Raw genomic sequence first — 24298 nt, 5'->3', positions numbered from 1 at the left:
GGAAGTCCGCGCCCTGTGGAGAATGTGATACGGAAAGCGCTTGCCGAACGGGTGGGGGAGTGCGTTAGGCTCGGTCGCTCAGGAGGATCGACATGCCAACAGCACTCATCGTCGTCGGCTCGGGGCGCTACGCGGACCCGTGGCACCCGTTCGCTGCGAACGCCGTCCAGGTGGAACGGACGCTCGCCGAAGCTGGATTCGAGACGCGCGTGGACACCGATGTCGACCGAGCGCTCGGCCGGCTCGCCGACGTCGACCTGCTCGTCGTCCTCGCCGGCGACCCCTGGCGCGACAACGGCGACCACGCGGACGGTTCCCCGCACGCGGCCGATGTCGGAGCTCCCGCCGCGTCCATCGCATCGCTCACCACCGCGATCGAACGCGGCATCGGCGTCCTCGCCTTCCATTCGGCATCGGCGAGCCTCCGCGACTACCCCGTCTGGGCCGGTGCGCTCGGAGGCGTCTGGTTGCCGGAGATCTCGATGCACCCCGAGATCGGGACCGCGCAGATCACGGTGCACGCGGACCGGCATCCGATCGTGGACGGTCTCGCCGATTTCGACCTGTTCGACGAACGCTACAGCCGGATCCAGCGCACGGGGGAGGTCGCGATCCTCGCGGAGCACGAACACGAGGGCGTCCGCCATCCGGTGCTCTGGGCGCGCGAGCACGGTCCATCCCGCATCGTCTACGACGCGCTCGGCCACGACGAGCGCTCATTCGCCTCGCCGGAACACCTGGAACTCGTGCGCCGATCGGCGGCCTGGGCGGTCGGTACACTCGGCAGGTGACGAACGGTGGTGGAGCAGGCGGGCAGGCGATGCCTCCGGCCGGACTCCGCCTCGTCGAGGACGTCCTCGCGTGCCCGATCTGCGGTGAACCGCTGACCCTCGCCGATCGACAGCTGCGATGCCCGTCCAAGCACTCCTTCGACATCGCGAAGCAGGGGTACGCGTCACTCGTCGTCGGCGGCCGCACACCGAAGACGGGCGATACCGCCGCGATGGTCGAGGCGCGCGATGCGTTCCTGCGGCGCGGTGCGTACGAGCCGATCGCCGATGCGGTGGGCGCGGCGATCGATGCGGTCGAGACCGTTGCTGCCGGGGGCGGTGGCGGTGCTGCTGCTGCTGGTGCTGCTCACGCCACTGCTTCTGCGTCTGGCGGTGCGGATGTTGCTGCCGCTGTAGGGAGGGGCTCTGGTGCCGGCGATGACGCTGCGGGTGCCGCCGCCGTCGTTGAGGTCGGTCCGGGAATCGGTGATCCGCTGGTCGTCGACATCGCGGGCGGTACGGGGTACTACCTCGGTCGTGTTCTCGACGGGCACCCCGGATTCCGCGGGCTGACCCTCGACCTCTCGCCGTTGGCCGCTCGTCGTGCTGCGCGATCGCATCCGCGGGCCGCGGCAGGGACCGCTGATGCCTGGGCCGCGTTCCCCGTACGCACCGCGCGCGCCGATGTGGTGTTGAGCATCTTCGGTCCGCGCAATGGCCCCGAGATGCTTCGTGTGCTCCGCCCGGGCGGGGTGCTCGTCGTCGTCACCCCGCAACCCGGGCATCTCGTGCAGCTGCGCGATGCACTCGGGATGATCGGGATCGCCGAGCGCAAGGACGAACGGCTCGATGCGCAGCTCGCCGGGTTCGAGCTCGTCGCCCGGACGGCGTTCGACTACACGGTCGCCCTCGGTCGTGACGACATCCGGAACGAGGTCCTCATGGGGCCGAGCGCGCATCATCTGGATCCGGTCGAGCTCGATGCGCGTCTCGCCTCGCTCGCTGGCGGGACGGCCGATGCTGGCGGTATCGGCAGAACAGATGGAACCGATGGAACATCTGGAACCGATGTGACGATCGCGGTGACCGTGAGCACGTTCCGTCGTCCGTAGCGCCCCGGATAGCACCCGCGCCCGCGGCGCAGACCCGCACCCGCGCCCGCGGCACGGGCCCGCGCTCGCGCTCGCGCCGAACCCGACGAACCGGCCGCCTCCTACCGCGCGACGTTTCTCTGCACGAACTCCAAGGCGGTGTCCGCGACTTCCTTCCATCCACTGTCGATCGTGAGCGAATGGCCGCGGTCCGGGATCGTCACGAGCTCCGTGTCATCGCGATGATGCTTCGACTGCAGCTTGTAGGCGGCCTCCACCATGGACGTCGGCACGGTGTTGTCGGTCGCGCCCGAGATGAGCAGCAGCGGACCGCGTTCCGGGTTCTTCGTATCCACTTTCGTCTCCGCGAAGGGATTCAGGTTGGCCGTCGCCGCCTGGAACAACGGCACGCCCGAAGCGGGCACGTGGTACTCCTCGTACAGTTGCTTCGCCTCGGCCGCGTCGAGCGCGTTCGCCCACCCGAAGACGAACTGCTCGTATGTGAGGGAGATCGCCCGATTGAGATTGGCCGGATTCCCGAGGATGGGCGATCCGGACTTCAGTGCGGACAGCGGCAGCTGGAGCACGCCCTGGAACGGTGCAGGATCGATCGCGACCGTCACAGCCGACACGCCTTCCCCCGCGATCTTCTGGGCGATCAGCCCGCCGAAGGAATGACCGACGACCGCGGGTGCGATCGTGAGCGCCTCGATCGCCTCCAGATAGTGGTCGGTGACCTGTTTGACCATCTTGTGGGCGAACACATCGGGATCCTTGCGCGCCTCCTCGACGCTGTCGGGATCGTCCGGCCAACCTGGTGCGATCGTCTGGAAGCCGTTGTCCGCGAACAACTCGCGCCACCGATCCCAACTGCTCGACAGCAACCACAGGCCGTGGATGAACACGACCGGCTGCCCACCTCCAGCGTTCGCTCGTTCGATGTCGGCCAACTCAGTATCGGTCAGGGATCCCATGATCGTCCTCTCGAGAGACCGGAGATCTGCAGAGGAACGGCCACCACGGCATCGCCCCCGGAGCACCGCCCACCGGCCGAGATGCGATGCCGTGGCCGACGCTAGCCCCGCCCCGCCCCGATGTCTTGAACGAGAGCGCACTCTCGCGCGGCTGCGGAGGGGCCTGTGCCGGTGCGGAAGCGCGTCGATCGCAGTACGACGGCTCTACCGGAGCGCGCCTGCGAACACTACGCTGAAACCGCTCGGCGCGTCCGCGTGCCCGACGCTCGGTCTGCGCGATCTCCCACGCCGCCCGAGGCGAGTTCCATCCGAACGGTTCCATCCCTTTCATCTCTCGACCGGGAGCCGACATGGGCGATGCATCCATGGTCCGCGATCGCGTCGGTGGGCGTGCATCGAGCGTTGCCACCTCGACGGCGCTGGGTGAGCGCCTTCTCGCCTATCTGCGCGACCACCCCGACGGGGCAGAACTCACCGCGAAGCGCATCGCGGTCGCTCACGGCATCTCGGAGCGGTACGTCTACGTGGTGCTGGGACGCATGGGGGTCTCGCTCGGCGGTTGGATTCGTGAGCGACGGCTGCTCATGGCGGCCGCGACGTTGGCCGATGCCGATGCGGCGGACGTGACGATCTCGGCGATCGCGTACCGCTGGGGCTTCGCGGACCACCCGCACTTCTGCCGGGAATTCAAACGGCGGTTCGGTGTTTCGCCGTCGGAGTGGCGTCGGTGTGTCGGTGGCCGGGCTCAGGCCGCGGGCTCCGTGGATGGCGCGGGCGGTGTCTCGTTGTCGGCGATCAAGAGCTCGGTCGAGAGTCGGCGCCAAGCCGTGTAAGCATTGAGCGCTTTCGTCGCGGCGAGAATCAGGCGGGCGAGGAGCACGATCGCGAGGACGGCGACGAGTGCGAAGACGATCATGTAGATCGAGTAGAAACCGAGGCTGTTGCCGAACATCCCTCGACCCTAGGGCTTGGGTGCGCGTGCCGTCCAGTAATCGAGTCGATCCACCGATTTCTACAATGACTGTTGCCCACGGGGCTTGTGCGGTGAGTCCCCGGGATGTGCACAATTCCGGAACTCTCGGGCCGGAAAGCGCTTGTTCGGTCTGGAGAGCGGTTGCCTCGTCACTCCAGTCACATCTTTTCCGGAATTGTGCACATCCCCGTTGACGCAGGCAGCTTGCGCCTGACGCGCCGTCATCCCCGGTGCTACCGTCGAAGCATGTCCGCCGTCATTGCGATCCTCACCCAGCTGTTCGCAGCCATCGGGTCGACGCTCGCCGACGGCAGCCACCCCCTCTCCACGATGGTGATGGCCGGTCTGCTCGGAGCAGCCGCGGTCGCCGTGGCGATCGCCATCGTGCACACCGCCACGGTCCTGCTCGGCTGGATCGTCGGCACTGGCATCGCTCGGCCCGAGGAGGACGCTGACCTCCCCGTGCTCGTCTCATACGCGGATCCCGATGCCGACGGGCACGTCCGCTCGCGGGCCCCTGGACTGGCTGCCTAGGCCGTCAGACCCCTGCTCGCGTGCCGATCGGCACGCCGGCGCCCTGCGTCCCGCGCAATCGTTCCGCACGGGACCAGGCGATGTGAGTGCGAACGCCAGACGTTGATCAGTGGGCTCTGCGACGAGGGTCTCGCCTCGATGCGCACGTTCTGGATCGCCAGTCGGTGACATTCGCTGTCGAACGTCGGCGTCGCAAGCGCTCGCTGGCGCCGTTCGAATCGTTCGCACCCACCCAGGCATCGTCGTCGACGACCAGACGGACCACCATCCCATCTGCCGTAAGGATCACCATGGATTTCACCGCTTTTCCACCCATCGCCGCCGTGCTCAACGGCCTGTCCGCCGTCGTCACCGGAATCGGCGAGGGCATCGAACCGTTCGTCGGATCCGCGGCGCCCGTGCTCGCCATCGCGCTGCTGACCGTCGCCGTCCGGCTGCTCCTGTTGCCCGTCGCCCGCTCGCAGGTGAAGGCCGAGTTGACCAGGCGCCGCCTCGCTCCGACCGTCGCCGCGATCCGGAAACGTCACGCTGAGCGACCGGAAGTCATGAACCGCGAACTGATGGACCTGTACGCGCGCGAGAAGGCATCGCCGATGGCGGGATGTCTGCCGACGCTCGCGCAGGCGCCCGTCCTGTCCGCGGTGTACGCGCTGTTCCTCCACCCGCAGTTGTCAGGCCACGCGAACGTGCTCTTGACGCAGACGTTCGCGGGGGTGCCGCTCGGCTCGAACCTGTTCGCCGCGATCGGATCCTCGATCGTGAATGTGTGGGTATTCATCGTGTTGCTCGCCGTCCTCGCGACCGCCGTCGAACTCACACGCCGTGCGAACCTGCGCTGGGCGGGATCCGCATCGACGAGCGAAGCGCAGATCGTCCCAGGGATGGCGACGATGATGCGCGTGCTGCCGTTCGCGACGGTTGTGTTCGCGGCCATCGCCCCGCTGGCTGCTGCCGTGTACCTCGTGACGAGTGCGGTGTGGACGTTCGTTGAGCGATCGGTCTTGCGTCGCGTGTTGAGCCGGCGAGCTGCCGCTTCCGGACCCGCGGCCGGTGATGCGCTGACGGCGTGACGAGGTGTGCTGACGTGCTGACGTGCTGACGTGCTGACGCGCTGACGTGCTGCTCAGGGGCTGGCAGCCTGTTCTGCGCCGGTGGCTTGAGATGCTGCGCCGATGGTGGCCGGTTGTGCAGTGTCGGGGGCGTCCCGGTCATCGTTCGCGACCTGCTCGGTCGTCTTCGGATGTGCACAATTCCGGAACTCTCGGGCCGGAAAGCGCTTGTTCGGTCTGGATAGCGGTTGCCTCGTCACTCCAGTCACACCTTTTCCGGAATTGTGCACATCCCCGTCCCGGTGGGGGTTGCAGAATTCAGGAAGACGTTCAGAATTCAGGAAGATCTGACGGTGTGTCGGACCTGACGGTCCTGAATTCTGCCGGATGGTCCTGAATTCTGCCGGTGTTCCTGAATTGTGCAACTGAGGGGACGGATCCGGGAGGTCGCGACTTCAGGTGAGGGAGGCATCGCGGACGCGAAGCCGTCAGCGGGCGTCGATACGATTGACGACGACCCGCACCATCGAAAGGCTCATATGACGATCACCGCCGCCGCTGACGGATCCGCCCTCGGCAACCCGGGCCCCGCAGGCTGGGCCTGGTACGTCAACGACGAGTGTTGGGCGGCTGGCGGCTGGAAGCACGCGACCAACAACCAGGGCGAGCTCAAAGCGGTCCTCGAGCTGTTCCGCGCCACAGCGCACCTCGACGACGATCTCCACATCCTCTGCGACAGCCAGTACGTGATCAACTCGGTCACCAAATGGATGCCGGGCTGGAAGAAGAAGGGCTGGAAGAAGGGCGACGGCAAGCCCGTCCTCAACCTGGACCTCCTCAAGGAGATCGATGAGGCGATCACTGGCCGGAAGTATCGGTTCGAGTGGGTCAAGGGGCACGTCGGCCATGTCCTGAACGAAGCGGCGGACACGCGTGCGCGTGCGGTCGCCGAAGCGTTCCAACGCGGCTCCGCCATCCCGTCCGGTCCCGGTTGGACGGGCGATGCCGGCCGGGTGGCGACGGTCGGCGAACCGGGCGGCGCCGATGCCGCGGAGGCAGCGAAGCACACCGCTTCAGCCGTGCGATTCGCCGCTGGACCCGACGCCGATGCACTGACATCGGACGGGGCGGACGACGTGGACGCCGCACCAGCGGGAGGTGCCGGTGGTTCGGCAGCGACTGAGCATTCGGCCGGTTCGGACGGCTCGCTCTTCGCCGCGGACGACGTGGTGCTGGACATCGCATCGGCGACGCTCGCGGACGACCCGGTGCAGGCGGACGCACAGCTCGGCACCGCTGACGACGACGACGCGCTGTTCTCGTTCGACGACATCACCGAGTGGCAGAGCCTCACGCTCAACGTCACGACCGAGGAGTGGACGCGTCTGTCGCGCCGAGCCCGTGAGCGTGGTGTGAGCGTCGAGGAATTCCTCCGCAGCCTCATCTGATCCGACGCTCGCGCCGGACGCCGACGACTGCGCTTGCACAATTCAGGAACATCGGCACAATTCAGGAACATCCGAGCCGACACGCCGCCCGTCTGTCCTGAATTCTGCAACGAGTCCTGAATTCTGCAACCCCGAGTGGGCGGAATTCCGGAGTTGATGGGGCACGAGTGACGCGGCAAGCGCTATCCAGGTGGAACAAGCGCTTTCCGGGCCGAGAGTTCCGGAATTGTGCCCTTCGACAGGCTCAGGGACCGGGCGGGCGGGCTCGCGCAGGCCAGCGCAAGCCGGCGCGGGACTAGCGCGCCGCGTCGCGACCCTTCGCCGCAGGACCGTCACCGTAGACGGCGTTCACCAGGATCGGCAGGTGGTCTGAGGTGCCGCGCGGGAGCGTCTGCACGCTCTCGATCTGCAACCCGACGGACGTCGCGAAATCGAAGTGCCCACGGAACATCTTGTAGCGCGTGTACGTGCGGCGATCGCTGAGCGTCAGGTCGTAACCCGTCTCCTGCACCTTCGTGCTGAGGTTGTTCTGGAAGATCGGGTAGTTGTAGTCGCCGACCATGAGCGTGGGGACGTTGCCCATGGCGTGCAGCTGCTCGTGCGCCGCCTTGATCTGGTTGCGGCGCAGCGAGTTGAGCGCCGTCAGCGGTGCCGCATGGAACGACGCGACGATGAGATCCTGCCCGGCTTCCGTGTCGGTCAGGCGGGTGCCGATGAGGCGTTCGTGCGCGGGCGCGAGCACCATGTCGTGCAGCGACTTCTTGAGCGCGAACGACTGCGTGCTCGTCGCTGTGAACCGATCGCGACGGTAGTACACGGCGAGGCCGAGTCGGTTGCGCTTCGTCGCGTCGGCCAAGTGGAGCAGCCCGACCTCCGCCGGGAGGAGGGTCGTGTCGGCCTCCTGCAGACACAGGACGTCGGGGTCGTACGCTTCGGTCAGTTGGAGGAGTTCGCCGCTCGCGCGGTTCTTGCGGAGGTTGTAGCTGATGACTCTCATCAAGGCGCTCGCATTCTGTCGCAGGGTCCCTAGCCTACGGACTCCGGAGGCTCGCCGATGCGCGTTCACGGCGCGCTCCGAGGTCGGAGGCGCACCCCTTGACAGGGGTGTCCGCGAGTGATTCGCTACGCACGCTCGCACCGGATTGGATCGATGCCGATGCCGATGCCGATGCGTCCCCGATCCCGATCTCGATCCCGGGCGCTGATCCCGATCCCGATCCCGATCCCGATGCGTCCGCGATCCCGCGGCTGACGGCCAACGCCGCAGGATCAGCCTCGATCAGCCCGGATCAGGCTCGCTCGGCGCTGATGACCGACAGCCGTTGCGTGGCGCGGGTGAGCGCGACGTACTGGAGCGAGAGCCCCGTGCGTCCGCCATCGCCCGGAGTACCGGCCTCGCCGAGCGCATGCGGCTCCACGAGCACGACAGTGTCGAACTCGAGCCCCTTGCTCTCCTTCGCCGTCCCGATCCACACGCGGGCGCGATCGACCGACGCCGACTCAGTGCCCAGGCCGAGCGCATCGCCGATCGACCCGAGCAACGGACGGGGCCCGATGACCCCGACGATGCCGGTGTGTGCGGCGAGCCGACGACGCACGGTCGCGACCGCCGTCGGAACCAGCTCCGCGGCATCGACGACGAGCGACTCCGGTTCCTCATCGCCTCGGCGGATCGACACCGGCGCGGGCGATCCGGGATCGAGCGCGAGCCGGACCGGGTCCGCGAGGTCCATGATCTGCTCGGGGGTCCGGTAGTTGACGGTGAGGACGGTCTCCGTCCAGCGCGGCACCTGCCCGGTGAGGAGGTGTTCCCAGCTCGTGCGGTCGGCGCTCGTGCTGTTCTGGTTGATGTCGCCGACGAGGGTCATGGAGCGCGACGGGCATCGGCGCACGATGGCGCGGAGCATCATCGGCGTGAGTTCCTGCGCTTCGTCGACGATCACGTGCCCGTAGACCCACGTGCGATCCGATGCGGCGCGCTCGGCCGGGCTTCGGCCGTCGAGGACCTGCTGACGATCGGCGAGGTCGACGGCGGACTGCAGGTAGTCGTCGCCGGAGAGTTCGTCGTCGGTGCTGAAGTCGCCGAGCATCTCGAGGACGCCGCGGGCGTACTCGACGTCGTGGCGCCGTTCATAGGCGGCGCGCTGCTGGCGGAGGAGTTCCGGGCGCGGGTCCTCGCCGAGGAGTTCCGCGGCTTCGTCGACGAGCGGGATGTCGCCGGGGGTGAGCGGCTGGTCGGCGTCGCGCAGGAGGAGCGCGCGTTCCGCATCGGTGTGCTCCGTCGCGGCCGCCTCGAGGAGTTCGGCCGACGAGAAGAGCGTGCGCACGACATCGGCCGGGTCGAGGATCGGCCACAGTTCGTCGAGCAGCGCGGCGATGTCCGGCTCCTCGACGAGTTCCGTCCGGCGTTCGTCCGCGTCCTCGCCCGTGCGCGGTTCGAAGCCGTCGCGCTTGGCTTCGAGGCCGATGAGGTGGGTCAGGAACGCACGCTCGAAGCGGAGACGGGCTTCGTTGTGCGGGGTGCCGGATCGGCGGATCGACCCACGGATGCGGCGCAGCACGCCTGGCGTGATCCGCAGGGGCCCGTCGCCTGCGAGCTGGAGGGTGATGGGCGTCTCGACGGGCGCCTGCATCGTCGCGATCGCGCGATCGAGGACCTCGACCATCCGCAGTTCGCCCTTGAGCTCGGCGACGTCGAGGGCGTCCTCACCGGTCGCCTCGACGCCGGGGACGAGCGTCGCGGGCGTCACGAGGACGACACTCGTCTCGCCGAGCGACGGCAGCACGCGGCTGATGTAGTCGAGGAACGTCGAGTTGGGGCCCACGATGAGCACGACGCTCCGCATGAGTCGTTCGCGGTGCTCGTACAGGAGGTAGGCGGCGCGGTGCAGGGCGACGGCGGTCTTGCCGGTGCCTGGGCCGCCCTGGACGAGCAGTGTGCCCGGCAGGGGAGCGCGGATGATCGCATCCTGTTCGGCCTGGATCGTGTCGACGATGTCGGACATGTGCTTCGTGCGGGCACGTCCGAGCGCCGCGAGCAGTGCACCGGAATCACCGATGCCGGACTCCTCCTCGCCATCGAGCAACTCGGCGTCGAGGATCTCGTCGTGCACCTCCGTGACCTTGCGGTTGGCCGTGCTGATGCGTCGACGCATCCGCAGACCCTCCGGCCGGAGCGGGGTCGCCGTGTAGAACGGACGCGATGCGGGCGCGCGCCAGTCGAGGAGGAGCTGGTCGCCCGTCTCCGTGTCGCGCAGGCCGATGCGGCCGATGTGATGGCGCTCCTCGGTCTCGCGATCGAGCATCCCGAACAACAGACCATAGCCGGACGAACGCAACTCCACCATGCGCTGACGGTGGTGGTTGACGAGGGCGTCGCGTTCCGAGAACGTAGCCTCGTCGTCGTCCCCGAACGACCGGAGCGCTTCCTCCGACCGCCGCTCCTCGACATCCGATTGTTCCCGGATCAGCTCGTGCAGCCGGTCGAGATGCTGCTGTTCTTCGGCGATCGCGTCGTTCGGCACCGGGTACCTCATCCCTCGCGGAGGGTTCCGGACGGCCTCCGGAGTGCCACCCACCGCACACATACCGTAGTCGCTCCAGACGACACCGCCGAACGCGAGGCGCCCGCGATGCGCGTGGGACGCGCTGCTGACGGACGCACGGTGCGACGGGTTCCCGCAGATCGGACGAACGGCGAGCGCGAACGGTGGAGCAGCGCCCCGCCTCGTTAGGCTGGTCCCGACCGGCCCTCGTTCCAGGGCCGCCGTGCACGGACCGCAGGAAGGTCTCTCGATGAGCAACCCCGACCAGGACTCCGCAGGAGCGCAGGTCTCCCAGGGAATCCCCACTCCCGATCAGCCGAACGCGCCGACACCGCCGTCGAGCCCGCCCACCACACCGCCCCCGCCGCTCGCACCTCCGACACCGCCGTCGTCGCCCACTCCGGAGACGGCGCCGCAGCCGCACATCCCCGCCGGGCAGCAGGTACCGTCCGCTCCGCACCAGGTGCAGTCGTACCAGCAGCCGCCCGTGCAGCCGGGGTATCCGCAGCAGTTCTCGGCGCAGCCCGGGTACCAGCAGGGCGGGTATGCGCAGCCGGGGTACCCGCAGGCCGGCTACCAGCATGCCGGGTACCCGCAGCCCGGATACGCGCAGGCCGGATACGGGCAGCCGATGGCACAGCCAGGCGTCCAGCTCGCGGCGCAGCAGCCGTACGGCCAAGCCGGATACCCGCAGGCTGCGTACCAGCAGGCCGGCTACCCGCAGCAGCCGACCTTCGTGCAGGCGACCCCCGTGTACTTCGCGCCGTCGGAACCGAAGGGGCTCAGCCTCTCGAGCATGGTCATCGGTCTCGTGTCGTTGTTCCTCGGCTTCACCTTCGTGCTGCCGCTCGTCGGTCTCGTCCTCGGCATCCTCGGGGCGAAGCGCGAGCCCGCCGGTCGAGGGATGGCGGTCACCGGCATCATCCTCAACGGCCTGTTCATCCTCGGGTGGACGCTCCTCGTCGTCTTCTGGGTCCTGCTCGTCGGCGGCATCGCGGTCGGCACGGCGACGACGGGGTATTCCTCCTACTCCTGACCGGCGTGACCGGCGTGGGCTCCGTTGCAGGAAGATCCGCAGGCGAGTGCAGCGTGCGCTCGGCCTGCGCTTTTTCCTGAACACGGAGGATCGACCCCGCGTTGCGCACCCGAACCCGCCGCTGAACCCGCACGACCACAACCGGAAGACGCATGACCGATTCGAACGGATCCGGCACACCGCCCCGTCCGCCGCGCCCACGACCATCGCGTCCGGGGGCCACGTGGAATCGGATCGAACGCGGCGAAGGCGTGAAGCCGTCCGACGCGAGACAGACCGATGCGCGGCAGCCCGATGCGAGACCGTCCGATGCGAGGCTGCCGAACCGGGCAGGACCGGCAGGCGCGCCCAACGCGCCCACCCCGGCACACACGCCTGACGCGGTCGGCTCGGCAACCCGGCCCAAGCTGACAGACGGACCGGACAGACCCGACCGAGCCGACCCACCCGTCAGCCGGACCGCTGAATCGGCCCACCCCGCACCCAAGCCCCGGACCGTCCTCCGCCGCGACATCCAGGGCCTGCGAGCGCTCGCCGTCATCGCGGTTATCCTCAACCACGTCCTGCTCTGGCCGACGGGCGGGTTCATCGGCGTCGACGTCTTCCTCGTCGTCTCCGGCTTCCTCATCACGGATCTGCTCCTGCGCGAGCACGATCGGTCCGGCCGCGTCTCGCTCGTCGCGTTCTTCGGCCGTCGCATCCGTCGCATCTTCCCGGCCGCCCTCACCGTCCTGGTCGCGACGGTCGCCCTCGCCTTCCTCCTCTTCAACCGGCCGCGCGCGATGTCGACCGTGTGGGACGTCCTCTCCTCGCTCCTGTTCGTCTCGAACTGGCGATTCGCGGCGGAAGGCACGGACTACTTCCAAGCGGGGAACGCCGTCTCCCCGTTGCAGCACTTCTGGTCGTTGTCCGTTGAGGAGCAGTTCTACCTCGTGTGGCCGATCATCCTCGTGGCTGTGCTGGCCCTCGCCGTGAAGCTCTCGCGGACGGTCGACCGACGACGGTTCGTCCTCGGGACCGTGATGCTCGCGCTCGTCGTCGCATCGTTCGGTTTCGCGATGTGGGAGACCGTGACGACGCCGACCGTCGCCTACTTCTCGACCCTCTCCCGTGCGTGGGAGCTCGGTGCCGGAGCGCTTCTCGCCATCGTGGCGCCCTGGATCGCGAAGACGCCCGCTCTGCTCCGAGGGCTGCTCGGGTGGGCGGGACTCGCCGGCATCGTCGTGGCGTGCTTCGTCATCGGCGATGCGACACCGTTCCCGGGGCCGTGGGCGGCGTTGCCCGTGGCCGCGACGCTGCTGGTGATCCTCGGCGGCATCGGTGGGACGAACGGCACGGAGCCGTCCGACCAGAGTGCGCAACGGACCCTCTTCCCGTTGACCAACCCCGTCAGCGTGTGGATCGGGACGATCTCGTACTCGCTGTACCTGTGGCATTTCCCCGTGCTCGTCTTCGTGCCGATGCTCCTCCCGGACGCCTCGACCACTCGGACACTCGTCGTCCTCGGCCTCATCGCCGTGCTCTCCGTCCTCTCGTTCCTGCTCGTCGAACAGCCGTTCCACCGCTCGCCGTGGCTGCAGCGGTTCGCCGGTTCGTCGACCGAACGGAGCGATGCGCGGCGCGCGGCGTGGACGGCTTGGCGAGGGCGGTTCGGCTCGCAGTTCCTCCTGGCATCGTTCGGGGTCGTCATCCTCGCGGGCGTCGTCGTGATCGGCGCCGGGCCGCTCCGGGTCACCCTTCCCGGGCAGGCGCCCATCGCGCCGCTCGACGCCTCCGCCGATGCCTCCGCTCGCCTCCAAGCCGATCTCGCCGCCGCCGTCGCCGCGACCAGCTGGCCCACCGATCTGTCGCCCTCGCTCGACGACGCCATCGCCCGCTCCTCGAACGACAACCCCGCGCTCCACTGCTTCGAAGTGGGCGACACCCCCGATCCGGGCGGGTGCACCTGGGGCGACCCCAACGCGCCCAACCACATGTTCGTGGTCGGCGACTCGACCGCGCTCGCCTACGCGCCCGCGTTCCGCGCCATCGCCGAAGCCAGCCAGGGGCAGTGGCGAGTGACGACGATCGGCCTCTACGGGTGCCGCTTCACCGACGTCTCCGTGCAGAACGACGGCGCCGGCGTGATGGACGCGTGCCAGACGCGGAAGCAGGACATCACCGATCTGATCACCGCCGATGCGCCGCGACTCGTCGTCGTGTCCAACGCGTACGCGCTCGGGCAGACGCCGGACCGGCAGCCGCTCTCGACCGACGACCTCGTCGCCGCGACGGCCCGCGAAGCCGCCTCGTACGACGTCGCCGGCCGCATCGTGTACCTCGCCCCACCGCCGCTCGGTGCGGATCTCGGCCAGTGCTACTCGCCCGTGTCGAGTCCTCGGGACTGCGATGTGCCGGTCGATGCCGCGTGGAGCGCGTTCGCGACGGCGACGGAGGCCGCGACTGCCGCATCGGGCGACCACTGGATCAGCTCGCTCCCGTTCAGCTGCGCCGACGGCGTGTGTCCCGCGTTCGCCGGCACGTTCCCGACGAAGTACGACACCGTGCACCTGACGCCCGCGTACGCGGAGCACATCGCCGGAGTCATCCAGCAGGCGTTCGTGGCGGCGGGGGTCATGTAGCCGCGAGAGACCAGAGGAACCGACCGTTCGCGGAGTGTTCCCGAACCGTTTCCCCGGCCGGGGCGTCCAGGGGGATCGACGGTCGGATCCAGCGCTAGCGTTGGGGGATGCGTCTCAACTGGCTGCTGCTCGGCAGTGCGATCCTCCTCGAGGTCATCGCGACGCTCTCGCTCCGAGCCGCCGCAGGATTCACGCACCCGGGCTGGTACGTGCCCGTCGTCATCGGCTACCTCGGCGCGTTCTGGTCGCTGTCCACGATCCTCGCCCGCGGGATGCCGCTCGGCGTCGCCTACGGCACCTGGGCCGCGACCGGGATCGCACTCGTCGCGGTGCTCGGCGCGCTCATCTTCGGCGACGCGCTCAGCTGGACGACCGGCATCGGCATCGTCCTCATCATCGGCGGGGTGCTGCTGCTCGAATTCGGTTCGCAGAGGGCGATGGATCGGCGCCGTGCCGCTGAGGCCGCGCAGCCTGCTGGGGCCGCGGGGGTCGCGGGGTCCGCTGGGGCCGCGGGGTCTGCTGGGGCCGCGGGGTCCGGCTCCGCAGCGACGCCCGGAACCGCTGAACAGCGCATCGACGGATCGGGCGTGAACGGATGACGTGGCTCCTGCTCGCGGGCGCGATCATCTCGGAGGTCGGGGCGACGCTCTCGCTCAACGCGTCGAACGGTCTCAAGCGGAAACGGTGGATCGCTCCCATCGTGGTCGGGTATCTCACGGCGTTCACCCTGCTCGGCGTTGTGCTCGCGCAAGGGATGCCCGTCGGCATCGCGTACGGTGTGTGGGCGGCGTGCGGGGTCGCGCTCACCGCGATCCTCAGCCGCATCCTGTTCAAGGAGCCGCTGACCTGGGTGATGAGCGTCGGTGTCGTGCTCATCGTCGGTGGTGTGCTGCTCGTGGAGCTCGGCGCCGCGCACTGACGATGGGCCCGTTCGCCTGTCCCGCCCGCCTGTCCCTCCCGCCCGGTCCCTGAGCCTGTCGAAGGGCACAATTCCGGAACTCTTGCTCCGGAAAGCGCTTGTTCGGCCCGGTAAGCGCTTCCGTCGTCACTCCTGTCACACCTGTTCCGGAATTGTGCACACCCGGTTGGGCAGGGCGGCTCACGAGGGAAGGGCGGAGTCAAGCCCCGGGCGGGCGGCGGGGCGGACGGTACCGTGGCGGCATGAGCGAAGCAGACGTGCACGACGAGCGACCCCTGAGCGATGCCGAAGAAGCGGCCGCCCGCCACGATCAGTTGACGACCGCGCCCAACGCGACCGAGGAGGATGCAGCACCGCGCATCGCCGTGACCGACAGGGGTGACGGGGTCCGGCGCATCGACATCCTCGACGACGCGGCGGTCCGCCCAGGCGCCGATCCGGCCGATCCCGCCGTCCTCCGCGCCGAGGACGCCGACTCCTGACCCCCGTCCGAGCCCGCGAGGGGTCGCATATGGCGGGTCGGAGGGGGTCCGCACCCGCCAGTTGCGACCCCTCGCGAGCATGAAGCGGGTGTGGCGGGCGATCGCACCCGCGTTCCGACCGTGGCGGCTGCTCGTCGCCGCGAAGACCGCGCTCGCCGCGACCCTCGCCTGGAACCTCGGCCATCTGCTGCCCGGAGAGGTCGGCGACTACTCCTACTACGCCCCGCTCGGCGCGCTCGTGAGCATGGCGCCGACGCTCATGACGTCCGTCCGCACCAGCCTGCAGACCGCAGCGGGACTGGCAGTCGGCATCGGGATCGCGTGGGTGCTCATCGCGTTCGGTGTGCCCGGCTGGGTGAGTGTCGCGGCGGCGGTCGGCTTCGGCACCGTGCTGTCCGGCCTGCCCGGCCTCGGACCGGGGCGCGATTACGTGCCGATCGCCGCCCTCTTCGTCCTCATCATCGGCGGGTCGGACGCCAACGACTTCTCGGTCGGCTACCTCCTGCAGATGGCGCTCGGCATGGTCGTCGGCCTCGGCGTCAACCTGCTGATCGTCCCGCCGCTCTATCAGCGCGAGTCCGCCGCGGGCATCATCGTGCTCCGCCGGACGATCGCCGACGACCTCGATGCGATGGCGGAGACCCTCCACACGGACTGGCCGGGCGATGCCGTTGCCCGCGGCGATGCGATGAGCGATGCCGACGGGGCGGGACGCGACGGGACGGACGGCATCAAGGCGAGCGGGCGGGGCGTCCGAGCCGACCGAGCTGGCGCGCGGGCAGAGGGGGGCCACGCACCCCGCATCGATCCCGCCGACGAGACGCCGAGTGAATCCGTCCTCGCCGATGTGACGAGACCGGCACCCGACGAGTCCGCCGACGGCGAAGTGACCGCGGACGGCGAAGCGACCGCCGCCCGCGACGAGTCGACGGCGCCCACGAAGCGAGCCGAGCCGGAGGTCCCGCAGTGGCTGACGTCGGTCCGCGGGCTCCTCCAGGAGGTCGAGGCCGTGGAGTCGCGCGTGCGGGACGCCCACGACAGCCGCCGCGTCAACCCGCGAGCCAAGCTGCAACGGTACGACGTGGCGGAGGACGTCGCCGATGTGGCCGCGCTTCGTCGCATCGCCATGTCGATGACCGAGCTCGGCGACACGGTCGCCGCAGCGTTGTGGAGCGCACCCGTCGCCGTCGAGTTCCCGGTGGGCGTGCGCGAGCCGATCGCCGATGCGGCACGCGGAGTTGCCGGAATGCTCCGCGCCTGGGACGCGCGCGACGCCGACGATGAGGTCCTCGACGCGTCCGAGCAGGCCCTCATCGAGCTGCGGCGGGCCATCCGCTCCGCTCGCGCCGACACTTCCGGGACCGGGGCCACGGCGGTTCCGGATGAAGCGGCGGAGGCGATGCTGTTCAGCCTGCGCCGGATGGATGCGGCCGTACGCGCTCGCATCGACGACCTCGCCCCGACCTCCTGACCACGCGGTCTGCGAGCCGACTCCGAGACGCCCTCCTCCATCGCCCGGTCCCGACCCCTGAATCCGCCGTTTTCGGGACGAGGTGCACTTCGAGCGCACTCTGCACTTGGCGTCCACCTCGTCCTGAAAACGGAGGGGACGGGGTGGCAGGCGGAGGGCGCGGGCTCAGCCGCGCGGGACCACCGAGGTGCGCATGGTCAGCAGGAGCGCGCCGTCGACCGTCGCGGTCTCGAGCGCGACGCTCACCGTGCCGATGCTCGCGAGCCCGTCCACATGGGTCCCGCCGCATGGCAGCTCCGCGATGCCGTCGGGCAGCTCGCAGTGCCACGTGCGCCGTGCGGTCAGCGTGTCACCCGGGGCGTCGATGCGAGCAGCGCCGTCGGACGCCACCCAGGCGGCGAGGGTCGCATCGACCTGGTCGGTGAGCGAGGACGGGTCGTCGAGCGATGCCGGATCGAACCCCTTCCGCCGCAACGACTTGCCGATGCGATAGCGGTCGACGGAACCGAACGGACCGATGCGAGAACGCTCGATCGCGAGCCCGTCGAAATCGGGTCGGCCCAACGCGTCCGGCGCCGTCTCCTTCTTCCACGTCGGTGCGAGTGCCGCGTTGAGTGCGAGCGATGCGAGGTGGCAGGCGGTGTGCCCGAACGACAGGGCGCGTCGCAGCTCGGCGTCGACGCTCACGTGGGCGGCGGCGCCGGGAACGAGAGCGGCGTTCGCAGCGGTCGGTTCCGGTGCTTCGAGCACGTGCACGACGAGGAACCCCCACCCCTCCGTCCCCTTCTTCACGGGAACGTGCGCACCGACGAACACGGTTTCGCCATCCGTCGCACCGACGACGGCGTCCACGATCGGCAGCTCCGCGCCGCCGATCGTCAGCGTGCCGTGATCGGCGGGCTGATCCGGCCACGTCGCATCAACAGGGTGGACGGCGGTCTCGTCGAGCACGACGAGGAGCCGGCCCTCCACCACCTGCGCGAGCAGGACGACGCCGGCCGATGCGACACCGCCGGCCGGGTAGGTCACCCGCGTGTCCACGGGCGGGATCGCCGCCGCGAACGTCGCGCTGAACGGGGCCGGAACGGGTTCGGGGGTCTGGTCTGGAGTGCTCATCACTCCCACCGTATCCGGCATCCGTCAACCCCGCGCGGTGCATCGGGCCGTCGAACTACCGTGGGGCGCACGTGGTGGTGGACGGCGCGGAGCAATGGGCCGGACTGCCGCGACCACGACGACGACAGCGACACCGATGAGGAGCGCACGATGGGCGACACGCAGCACGGGCAGGACGATCAGACGGTTTCCGATGAGGAGCAGCTCGAGTGGGAGGGCGCCGACATCGACACCTCCAAGCTCGTGGGCGAGGGGTCGCGGACGGTGCGCGACGAGGCGCCGGACGCGGGGGAGGCCGCTGCTGTGGACGCTGACGCTGACGCTGATACCGATGGCGCACGCGATGCGGAGGGCGCCGAGGTCAACGACGGCTGAGCTCACGCTCTTCGACGGGCTCCATCACGCATAACTCCTTCGATTCGAGGTGCCGCCGCGGTGACTCTCCCGTATTTCTGCGGAATCGCGATCGGCCGATGTCGAAATCGAAGGAGTTGTGCTCGCAGTTCGACAGGCTCAGTGACCGGGGCGGACGAAGTCGGCGGAGCGACTGAAATCAAGTTTCAGGAAGACGCTCGTCATGAAATCAGCATCCGCCGTTCATCTTCGGGAAGGCTGAGGTTCACACTCCGCTCGTAGCTTCGGGTTGTGACGAAAACTTCTTCCATCGCGAGCGACTCCCCGGCACTCGATGCCGAGACGGGCCTCCCGAACGCGACGTCCAGCAGGTCGGCGAGCAGCCCGTCGAGCAGCCCGGCGAGCACGGCGACGACGGTGGGCAGCGCGACGATCCGCGAACGCATCCGCGCGGCACTCACCTCGTTCAGCCCAGCCGAGCGACGCGTCGCCGATGCCATCCTCCGCGACCCCCTCGGCGTCATCCACCTGTCGGTCAGCGAGCTCGCCGCCCTCGCAGACTCCTCGCCGGCGACCGTCGTCCGCCTCTGCGTGAGCGTCGGCCTGCGCGGCTACCAGGACCTCAAGATCACCCTGGCGAGCGAGTCGATCCCCACCGAGCGCCGCATCCTCGGCGACATCACCGAGGGCGACCGCACGCTCGACATCGTCCACAAGGTCATGGACGCCACCGCCCAAGCCGTCTCGCAGGCGTCGCTCACGATCGACGGCGACGCGATCGAACGGATCGTCGACAAACTGCTCGTCGCCCGTCGGGTCGCGTTCGGCGCGGTCGGCACCTCGGCTCCGCTCGCCCTCGACACTGCCTACCGCCTGGTGACGCTCGGCATCGACGCGACCTTCGCCCCCGACGTCCACACCCAGCACGTCTCTGCCCGCATGCTGACCTCCGAGGACGTGTTCTTCGCGATCAGCCACACGGGATCGACGTTCGAGACGCTCGCGACGGCGCGCGCCGCGAAATTGGCCGGAGCGACGATGATCTCGCTCACGAGCTTCTCCCACTCGCCGCTGACCGAGCTGAGCGATCTGAGCATCATCGCAGGCAGCGCAGAGACCGCCTACCGCGTCGAGGCGATGGCGAGCCGCATCGTCCACCTGTCCGTCCTCGACGCGATCTTCGTCACGCTGTCCCACCGCAGCGCGACGAGCGACGCCCACCTCGCCCTCACCGAGGACGTGCTCATCGAGCACCGCATCTGACCCGACCGACCTCCACGACTCGAACCCCTCACTTCGACAAGCTCAGTGACCGGCTGGGCTGACCCCTCACTTCGACAAGCTCAGTGACCGGCTGGGCTGACCCCGCACTTCGACAAGCTCAGTGACCGGCTGGGCTGACCCCGCACTTCGACAAGCTCAGTGACCGGGCGCCACTCAGTGACCTGGGCACCGCCTTCTGGAGCGCCCGGCGACCGGGGCCCGGTCCCTGAGCGCGTCGAAGGGTCCCCCACGCCTACCCGCACCCCACCACCCACCCCGAAGGATCCCACCGTGCACGGAATCGTCGTCCACTCGTCCGGAGAACCAGCCTCCGGCATCACCGTCGCAACCGGCGCCGTCGTCACCACGACCGATGCCGAAGGCCGCTTCGACCTGCCCCGCCAGGATCGGGAGGGCGGGTTCATCGTCCTCAGCCGTCCCACCGGGTTCACCGCCTCGCCGTGGTGGTTCCGCGTCCCGACCGAACCCGCCGATGCGACCGCCGCCATTGAAGACGCCGCTGACGCCGCCGGAGCGCCCACCGCCCCCGAATTCCGCTTCGTGCTCACGCCGGAGGAGCAGCCGCTGCCGTACGAGTTCGTGCACCTGACGGACACGCACATGTCCCTCCCGAAGGGCCCCGACGCCGACGCGGACGCGCTCGACTTCGGCCTCTACCGCGAGGGCAGCCTCCCCGACCAGATCACGGGCTTCCTCGGCCGTCTCGGTGAGCTCGCCCCGAACGCGCGGAGCATCATGATCACGGGCGACCTCGTCGATCACGGTCTCACCGACGAGTACGAGGCGTACGTCGCCGCGCTCGCCGAGAGCCCCGTGCCCGTGCACGTCATCCCTGGCAACCACGACCACATGAACGGCACGCACGGCAGCACCGTGAGTCGCAACAACTACCTCACGAACACCGGCACGCCCGAGTTGTACGAGCGCTTCCTCGGACCGCGCTGGTACAGCTTCGACGTCGCCGGTCTCCACGTCGTGGCCCTCGACTGGCACACGCACGAGTTGGGTCTCGATCACGAGGTGCAGAACGAGTGGGTCCGTGCCGACCTGGCCCAGCTGCCAGAGGGCAGCCCGTGGATCCTGCTGTTCCACGACCAACCGGCGGCATCGATCGTCTCGGAGCTGCCCTGGCAGCCGAAGGCGGCGTTCTCCGGTCACTGGCACACGAGCCGGGTCGTGGAGGTCGACGGCACGCTGCACGTGAACTCGCCGACGAGCTTCTTCGCGAGCCTCGACTACACGCCGCCCGCGTTCCGGAAGGTCACCTGGGACGGCGCGCAGATCACGATGGTGACGCAGACGCTCGTCGACCCGTCGACGACCGGGCTGGTCGCTGGCGCCCTCGGCGATGTGACGACGTCCACGTTCGCGGCGAGCTCGCACGTCTCGGACGACGCGTCGGTCCTGTGGCGCGCCGAGCTCGCTGCCGCGGGTCACCGCCAGCGCGTCTCGGTCGCCCTCGCCGGCGAGCACGGTGTGGAGCGCGAAGCAGAGCAGGGCGCCGGAGCGGCCCATGGCACCGAAGCGGCCCAGGGGGTCGTCTTCGCCGGCGGCCAGATCGAGGACCGCGCAGCCGGCAGCGTTGAAGCGATCGACCTCGCGACGGGCGCGCTCCTCTGGCGCACGCCGACGGCCTCGGCGGTCAAGACCACACCGGTTCCGGCCGGTGGCCTCGTGATCGCGGCCGAGGTGAGCGGCGACCTGACCGCCCTCGACGCGGAGACCGGCGATGTCGTCTGGCGGGTCCCGTCGAGCGATCCGCTGCGCCGGTTCGCCTGGGGCAGCCCGACCGTCGCCGACGGCCGCGTCTTCCTCGGCGACCAGTCCGACGTCCGTGCCGTCGACATCGCGACGGGCGAGGTCCTCTGGCGCCGCACCGACCTCTCTCCGCACCACAACCTCGTCAACCACTCCGCTCCGCTCATCGTCGGCGACCTCCTCGTGATGGGCTTCTGGCCCACGCCGAAGCACCCGATCGGCCTCGACGTCCGCACGGGCGAATCCGTGTGGACCTTCGGGAACGGGGACCGCAGTGCCGACTTCTTCGAACTCAAGCAGCTGCTGATCATGGGCACGGCGACCTTCGACGATCGGACCGACAGCGTGGTGATGCCGGCCTTCGGCAACACGACCAGGGTCGATCGGGCGACAGGACGCACCGTCTGGACCGCGGCACACGAGGGCGGATTCAGCCCGACGAGCCCCATCGTGACAGACGCAGGCTACGTCGTCACCGTCACCGGTCGCGGCATCCGGATGCTCGACCGTGAGACGGGAGAGACGATCTGGGACGCGCCTGTCACGGGCGATGCGCCCTTCCCGATGGCGTCGTACACGAAGACCCCGCACCCGGTCATCGCGCCGCCCGTCCTCGTCGGCGAGCACCTCCTGCTCCCCGGGCTCGACGGCGTCATCCGCCGCTTCGACCTCGACGGGACGCTCATCGGCCAGGCGCAACTCGGCTCCTCGATCGCGGCAGGGCTCGTCCACGCGGGCGATCGGCTCATCGCGGTGGGCGTCGACGGCAATGTGATCGCCCTCGGGCTCGATGTCGCGGGACCCCTCGCATGAGTGCCGTGACCGCGCCGGCCGGCGCCGCGACGCGCAAACGCCGCCCCAACGGTCGTTCACCGCTCGTCCCGATCCTCCTCCTGCTGCCCGCAGGCATCTGCATCACCGTGTTCGTGATCGCCCCGGCCGTGCTGTCGTTCGTCGCCAGCTTCTTCCAGGTGCCGCTCGCCGGCGGACCGTGGGCGTGGGTCGGGTTCGCGAACTTCCAGCGGGTGCTCACCGACCCGGCCGTCCTCCAGTCCATCTGGAACACGGTCGTCTATTCGGCGCTCACGATCGTGCCGAGTCTCGTCATCGGGCTGGTGCTCGCCCTCCTGGCGGACTCGGTCGGTCGTGGCCGCCCACTCGTCCGCACGGCGCTGTTCCTGCCGATGACCGCGAACCTCGTGGCGATGGCGGTCGTGTTCCGCTGGCTCTTCGCCTACCAGGGCGGCTTCGTGAACCAGGTGCTCGGCATCGTGGGGATCGGCGCGGTCAACTGGCTGGGCGACACGCACACCTCACTCCTCACGGTCGCGCTCGTCGGCGTCTGGCGGAGCGCGTCGTTCAGCATGATGATCTTCCTCGCCGGGTTCGCGACGATCCCGGGGACGATCATCGAGGCGGCTCGCGCGGAGGGCATCCGCGGCTTCGCGAGGCTCACCCGCATCACGCTCCCGATCATGAAACCGACGGTCGTCTTCGCGACGGTCCTCGCCATCCTCGGCTCCGTGCAGGTGTTCGACACCATCAACGTCATGACGCAGGGCGGGCCGCAGGGCTCGAGCGAGACCGTGCTCACGATGAGCTGGAAGCTCGGCTTCGGCTACTTCGACCTCGGCGCGGCCTCCGCGCTCTCCTTCCTCCTGCTCGTCGTCCTCGTGGGCGTCGGCATCCTCCAGCGTCGCATCCTCTCGGGAGGTTCCAAATGACCGCAGTGACCGCCACCCCGAGCACGAGACGCGCAGAGCTCCCCGGCGGGGGGCTTCCCGATGCGCGACGCCGCGACTCCGCGCTGACGAATCGACCGCAGCGGGTCACCTCCACCGCCGCGGCGACCGCGGTCCGGATCGGCCGCTGGGTCCTCATCACCTTGGCCGTCCTCGTCTCGCTGTTCCCCTTCTACTGGATGCTGCGCACGGCCCTCGCGCCGGCTGACGAGGTCTTCTTCGACGGCATCTCGCTCATCCCCTCGAAGCTCGACTGGGCCAACTTCGCGAGGGCCTGGACGCAGGGCAACCTCGGGCCGGCCGTGCTGAACGGCGTCATCGTGACCGTGTCGATCCTCGTGCTCCAGCTCGTCACCTGCATCCCGGCCGCATACGTGCTGGCCAAGGTGAAGATGCGCGGCGTCGGCATCGCCCTCGCGATCGTCCTCGGCTGCCTCCTCGTGCCGACGCAGGTGACGCTCATCCCGACGTTCATCGGCGTGAACCTGGCGGGCCTCGGGGACAGCCTGCCCGGCCTCGTCGTCCCATTCATGACGAGCGCGTTCGGCATCTTCCTCCTTCGCCAGCAGATGATGTCGATCCCGGACTCGCTCATGGAGGCGGCGCGCACGGACGGGCTCGGCCACCTGCAGACCCTTCGTCGGGTGGTCATCCCGATGGCTGCGCCCGGCATCGCAGCGTTCTCCGTCTTCTCGGTCTTCACCCACTGGAACGACTACATGTGGCCGCTCCTCATCGCGAGGAGCCCGAGCGTCGCGACTCCGCCGCTCGCGCTCGCCGTGTTCCAGCAGGGCGACATCGGCTTCGACTACTCGGCGCTCGCAGCGGGAGCCGTCATCGTGACCGCGCCCGTCGTCATCCTGTTCCTCGTCGCCCAACGCCGCTTCGTCCAGGGCATGAGCGGCGCGGAGATCCCCGGCTGATGCTGTCCGCACTTCGACGGGCTCAGTGACCGGGCCACCCGATCCCTGAGCTTGTCGAAGGGCCCCGACCCCGGTCCCTGAGCCTGTCGAAGGGCCCCGACCCCGGTCCCTGAGCCTGTCGAAGGGCCCCGACCCCGGTCCCTGAGCCTGTCGAAGGGCCCCGACCCCCACCCCCGCCCCCAACACCCCTCAACACACCCCACACCCC

Annotated in this window: 21 protein-coding genes; 17 read left to right on the top strand and 4 right to left on the bottom strand. The window is 69.2% G+C overall.

Features of this window, described 5'->3' with window-relative positions; genetic code table 11:
- Positions 1–92 precede the first annotated feature (92 nt).
- Positions 93–791, top strand: coding sequence for a ThuA domain-containing protein (locus ACQ3HB_RS01020; RefSeq protein WP_430916927.1), 699 nt, complete (start codon positions 93–95; stop codon positions 789–791).
- Positions 788–1882 carry a putative RNA methyltransferase gene (locus ACQ3HB_RS01015; protein ID WP_430916925.1) on the top strand — a complete coding sequence of 365 codons (1095 nt, stop codon included), beginning with the start codon at positions 788–790 and terminating at the stop codon, positions 1880–1882. Before ACQ3HB_RS01020 ends, ACQ3HB_RS01015 begins: the two co-directional genes overlap by 4 nt.
- A 101-nt stretch (positions 1883–1983) precedes the next feature.
- On the opposite strand, the gene ACQ3HB_RS01010 is transcribed toward ACQ3HB_RS01015, so the two are convergent.
- Positions 1984–2835 (bottom strand): alpha/beta hydrolase, encoded by an 852-nt coding sequence (locus ACQ3HB_RS01010; protein WP_430916923.1) that lies wholly within the window; start codon positions 2833–2835, stop codon positions 1984–1986.
- Positions 2836–3185: 350 nt separating this feature from the next.
- Between ACQ3HB_RS01010 and ACQ3HB_RS01005 the strand changes: the two genes are divergently transcribed.
- From ACQ3HB_RS01005 to ACQ3HB_RS00990, 4 genes are all read left to right on the top strand, one after another.
- Entirely contained in the window at positions 3186–3668 is a 483-nt protein-coding gene (locus tag ACQ3HB_RS01005; protein ID WP_430916921.1) for a helix-turn-helix transcriptional regulator, read from the top strand.
- Between the two features lie 386 nt (positions 3669–4054).
- Positions 4055–4342: a DUF6412 domain-containing protein gene (locus tag ACQ3HB_RS01000; RefSeq protein WP_430916919.1), complete on the top strand. Its 288-nt coding sequence runs from the start codon at positions 4055–4057 to the stop codon at positions 4340–4342.
- Between the two features lie 290 nt (positions 4343–4632).
- Positions 4633–5412, top strand: a complete 780-nt coding sequence (locus tag ACQ3HB_RS00995) for a YidC/Oxa1 family membrane protein insertase (RefSeq protein ID WP_430916918.1) — start codon at positions 4633–4635, stop codon at positions 5410–5412.
- 518 nt (positions 5413–5930) lie between these two features.
- Complete coding sequence (locus ACQ3HB_RS00990) at positions 5931–6839, top strand: RNase H family protein (RefSeq protein WP_430916916.1); 909 nt, start codon at positions 5931–5933, stop codon at positions 6837–6839.
- A 295-nt stretch (positions 6840–7134) separates the two neighbouring features.
- Here ACQ3HB_RS00990 and ACQ3HB_RS00985 read toward each other — a convergent pair whose 3' ends face one another.
- Positions 7135–7836: an endonuclease/exonuclease/phosphatase family protein gene (locus tag ACQ3HB_RS00985; protein ID WP_430916914.1), complete on the bottom strand. Its 702-nt coding sequence runs from the start codon at positions 7834–7836 to the stop codon at positions 7135–7137.
- Between the two features lie 292 nt (positions 7837–8128).
- Complete coding sequence (locus ACQ3HB_RS00980; protein WP_430916913.1) at positions 8129–10375, bottom strand: HelD family protein; 2247 nt, start codon at positions 10373–10375, stop codon at positions 8129–8131.
- Between the two features lie 259 nt (positions 10376–10634).
- Between ACQ3HB_RS00980 and ACQ3HB_RS00975 the strand changes: the two genes are divergently transcribed.
- The 6 genes from ACQ3HB_RS00975 to ACQ3HB_RS00950 all read left to right on the top strand — a co-directional run bounded on the left by ACQ3HB_RS00975 (position 10635) and on the right by ACQ3HB_RS00950 (position 16913).
- A complete protein-coding gene (locus ACQ3HB_RS00975; protein WP_430916911.1) occupies positions 10635–11420 on the top strand; it encodes a DUF4190 domain-containing protein in 786 nt (261 codons plus the stop codon).
- 152 nt (positions 11421–11572) lie between these two features.
- The gene (locus ACQ3HB_RS00970; RefSeq protein ID WP_430916910.1) at positions 11573–14041 is read left to right on the top strand and encodes an acyltransferase family protein; all 2469 of its coding nucleotides are present in this window, start codon (positions 11573–11575) and stop codon (positions 14039–14041) included.
- A gap of 107 nt (positions 14042–14148) precedes the next feature.
- The gene (locus ACQ3HB_RS00965; protein WP_430916908.1) at positions 14149–14640 is read left to right on the top strand and encodes a DMT family transporter; all 492 of its coding nucleotides are present in this window, start codon (positions 14149–14151) and stop codon (positions 14638–14640) included.
- Positions 14637–14960: a DMT family transporter gene (locus ACQ3HB_RS00960; RefSeq protein WP_430916907.1), complete on the top strand. Its 324-nt coding sequence runs from the start codon at positions 14637–14639 to the stop codon at positions 14958–14960. The genes ACQ3HB_RS00965 and ACQ3HB_RS00960 overlap by 4 nt, the downstream gene beginning before the upstream one ends.
- 242 nt (positions 14961–15202) lie before the next feature.
- A complete protein-coding gene (locus ACQ3HB_RS00955; protein WP_430916905.1) occupies positions 15203–15442 on the top strand; it encodes a hypothetical protein in 240 nt (79 codons plus the stop codon).
- A gap of 79 nt (positions 15443–15521) precedes the next feature.
- The gene (locus tag ACQ3HB_RS00950) at positions 15522–16913 is read left to right on the top strand and encodes a hypothetical protein (RefSeq protein ID WP_430916903.1); all 1392 of its coding nucleotides are present in this window, start codon (positions 15522–15524) and stop codon (positions 16911–16913) included.
- Between the two features lie 165 nt (positions 16914–17078).
- On the opposite strand, the gene ACQ3HB_RS00945 is transcribed toward ACQ3HB_RS00950, so the two are convergent.
- Positions 17079–18029: an alanyl-tRNA editing protein gene (locus tag ACQ3HB_RS00945; RefSeq protein WP_430916902.1), complete on the bottom strand. Its 951-nt coding sequence runs from the start codon at positions 18027–18029 to the stop codon at positions 17079–17081.
- A 60-nt stretch (positions 18030–18089) separates the two neighbouring features.
- On the opposite strand from ACQ3HB_RS00945, the gene ACQ3HB_RS00940 reads away from it, so the two are divergent.
- From ACQ3HB_RS00940 to ACQ3HB_RS00920, 5 genes are all read left to right on the top strand, one after another.
- The gene (locus tag ACQ3HB_RS00940) at positions 18090–18404 is read left to right on the top strand and encodes a hypothetical protein (RefSeq protein ID WP_430916900.1); all 315 of its coding nucleotides are present in this window, start codon (positions 18090–18092) and stop codon (positions 18402–18404) included.
- A 270-nt stretch (positions 18405–18674) separates the two neighbouring features.
- Positions 18675–19646, top strand: a complete 972-nt coding sequence (locus ACQ3HB_RS00935; RefSeq protein ID WP_430916898.1) for a MurR/RpiR family transcriptional regulator — start codon at positions 18675–18677, stop codon at positions 19644–19646.
- 291 nt (positions 19647–19937) lie between these two features.
- Positions 19938–22238 carry an outer membrane protein assembly factor BamB family protein gene (locus tag ACQ3HB_RS00930; RefSeq protein ID WP_430916897.1) on the top strand — a complete coding sequence of 767 codons (2301 nt, stop codon included), beginning with the start codon at positions 19938–19940 and terminating at the stop codon, positions 22236–22238.
- On the top strand, positions 22235–23149 hold the full coding sequence (locus ACQ3HB_RS00925; RefSeq protein ID WP_430916895.1) for a carbohydrate ABC transporter permease: 915 nt from the start codon (positions 22235–22237) through the stop codon (positions 23147–23149). Before ACQ3HB_RS00930 ends, ACQ3HB_RS00925 begins: the two co-directional genes overlap by 4 nt.
- Positions 23146–24090: a carbohydrate ABC transporter permease gene (locus ACQ3HB_RS00920; protein WP_430916894.1), complete on the top strand. Its 945-nt coding sequence runs from the start codon at positions 23146–23148 to the stop codon at positions 24088–24090. The genes ACQ3HB_RS00925 and ACQ3HB_RS00920 overlap by 4 nt, the downstream gene beginning before the upstream one ends.
- Positions 24091–24298: the final 208 nt, after the last annotated feature.

Origin of the sequence: Plantibacter lichenum, assembly GCF_050587525.1 — a bacterium.
Classification (GTDB): Bacteria; Actinomycetota; Actinomycetes; order Actinomycetales; family Microbacteriaceae; genus Plantibacter.
Note: the sequence above shows the minus strand (reverse complement) of the source record. Positions and strands in the feature narration are given on the sequence as shown.

Excerpts from the sequence above, each read along its gene's own strand:
- ACQ3HB_RS01020 (WP_430916927.1), top strand. The coding sequence starts at position 93 with ATGCCAACAGCACTCATCGTCGTCGGCTCGGGGCGCTACGCGGACCCG.
- ACQ3HB_RS01010 (WP_430916923.1), bottom strand. The coding sequence starts at position 2,835 with ATGGGATCCCTGACCGATACTGAGTTGGCCGACATCGAACGAGCGAAC.
- ACQ3HB_RS01005 (WP_430916921.1), top strand. The coding sequence starts at position 3,186 with ATGGGCGATGCATCCATGGTCCGCGATCGCGTCGGTGGGCGTGCATCG.
- ACQ3HB_RS01000 (WP_430916919.1), top strand. The coding sequence starts at position 4,055 with ATGTCCGCCGTCATTGCGATCCTCACCCAGCTGTTCGCAGCCATCGGG.
- ACQ3HB_RS00995 (WP_430916918.1), top strand. The coding sequence starts at position 4,633 with ATGGATTTCACCGCTTTTCCACCCATCGCCGCCGTGCTCAACGGCCTG.
- ACQ3HB_RS00990 (WP_430916916.1), top strand. The coding sequence starts at position 5,931 with ATGACGATCACCGCCGCCGCTGACGGATCCGCCCTCGGCAACCCGGGC.
- ACQ3HB_RS00985 (WP_430916914.1), bottom strand. The coding sequence starts at position 7,836 with ATGAGAGTCATCAGCTACAACCTCCGCAAGAACCGCGCGAGCGGCGAA.
- ACQ3HB_RS00980 (WP_430916913.1), bottom strand. The coding sequence starts at position 10,375 with ATGAGGTACCCGGTGCCGAACGACGCGATCGCCGAAGAACAGCAGCAT.
- ACQ3HB_RS00975 (WP_430916911.1), top strand. The coding sequence starts at position 10,635 with ATGAGCAACCCCGACCAGGACTCCGCAGGAGCGCAGGTCTCCCAGGGA.
- ACQ3HB_RS00970 (WP_430916910.1), top strand. The coding sequence starts at position 11,573 with ATGACCGATTCGAACGGATCCGGCACACCGCCCCGTCCGCCGCGCCCA.
- ACQ3HB_RS00965 (WP_430916908.1), top strand. The coding sequence starts at position 14,149 with ATGCGTCTCAACTGGCTGCTGCTCGGCAGTGCGATCCTCCTCGAGGTC.
- ACQ3HB_RS00960 (WP_430916907.1), top strand. The coding sequence starts at position 14,637 with ATGACGTGGCTCCTGCTCGCGGGCGCGATCATCTCGGAGGTCGGGGCG.
- ACQ3HB_RS00955 (WP_430916905.1), top strand. The coding sequence starts at position 15,203 with ATGAGCGAAGCAGACGTGCACGACGAGCGACCCCTGAGCGATGCCGAA.
- ACQ3HB_RS00950 (WP_430916903.1), top strand. The coding sequence starts at position 15,522 with ATGAAGCGGGTGTGGCGGGCGATCGCACCCGCGTTCCGACCGTGGCGG.
- ACQ3HB_RS00945 (WP_430916902.1), bottom strand. The coding sequence starts at position 18,029 with ATGAGCACTCCAGACCAGACCCCCGAACCCGTTCCGGCCCCGTTCAGC.
- ACQ3HB_RS00925 (WP_430916895.1), top strand. The coding sequence starts at position 22,235 with ATGAGTGCCGTGACCGCGCCGGCCGGCGCCGCGACGCGCAAACGCCGC.
- ACQ3HB_RS00920 (WP_430916894.1), top strand. The coding sequence starts at position 23,146 with ATGACCGCAGTGACCGCCACCCCGAGCACGAGACGCGCAGAGCTCCCC.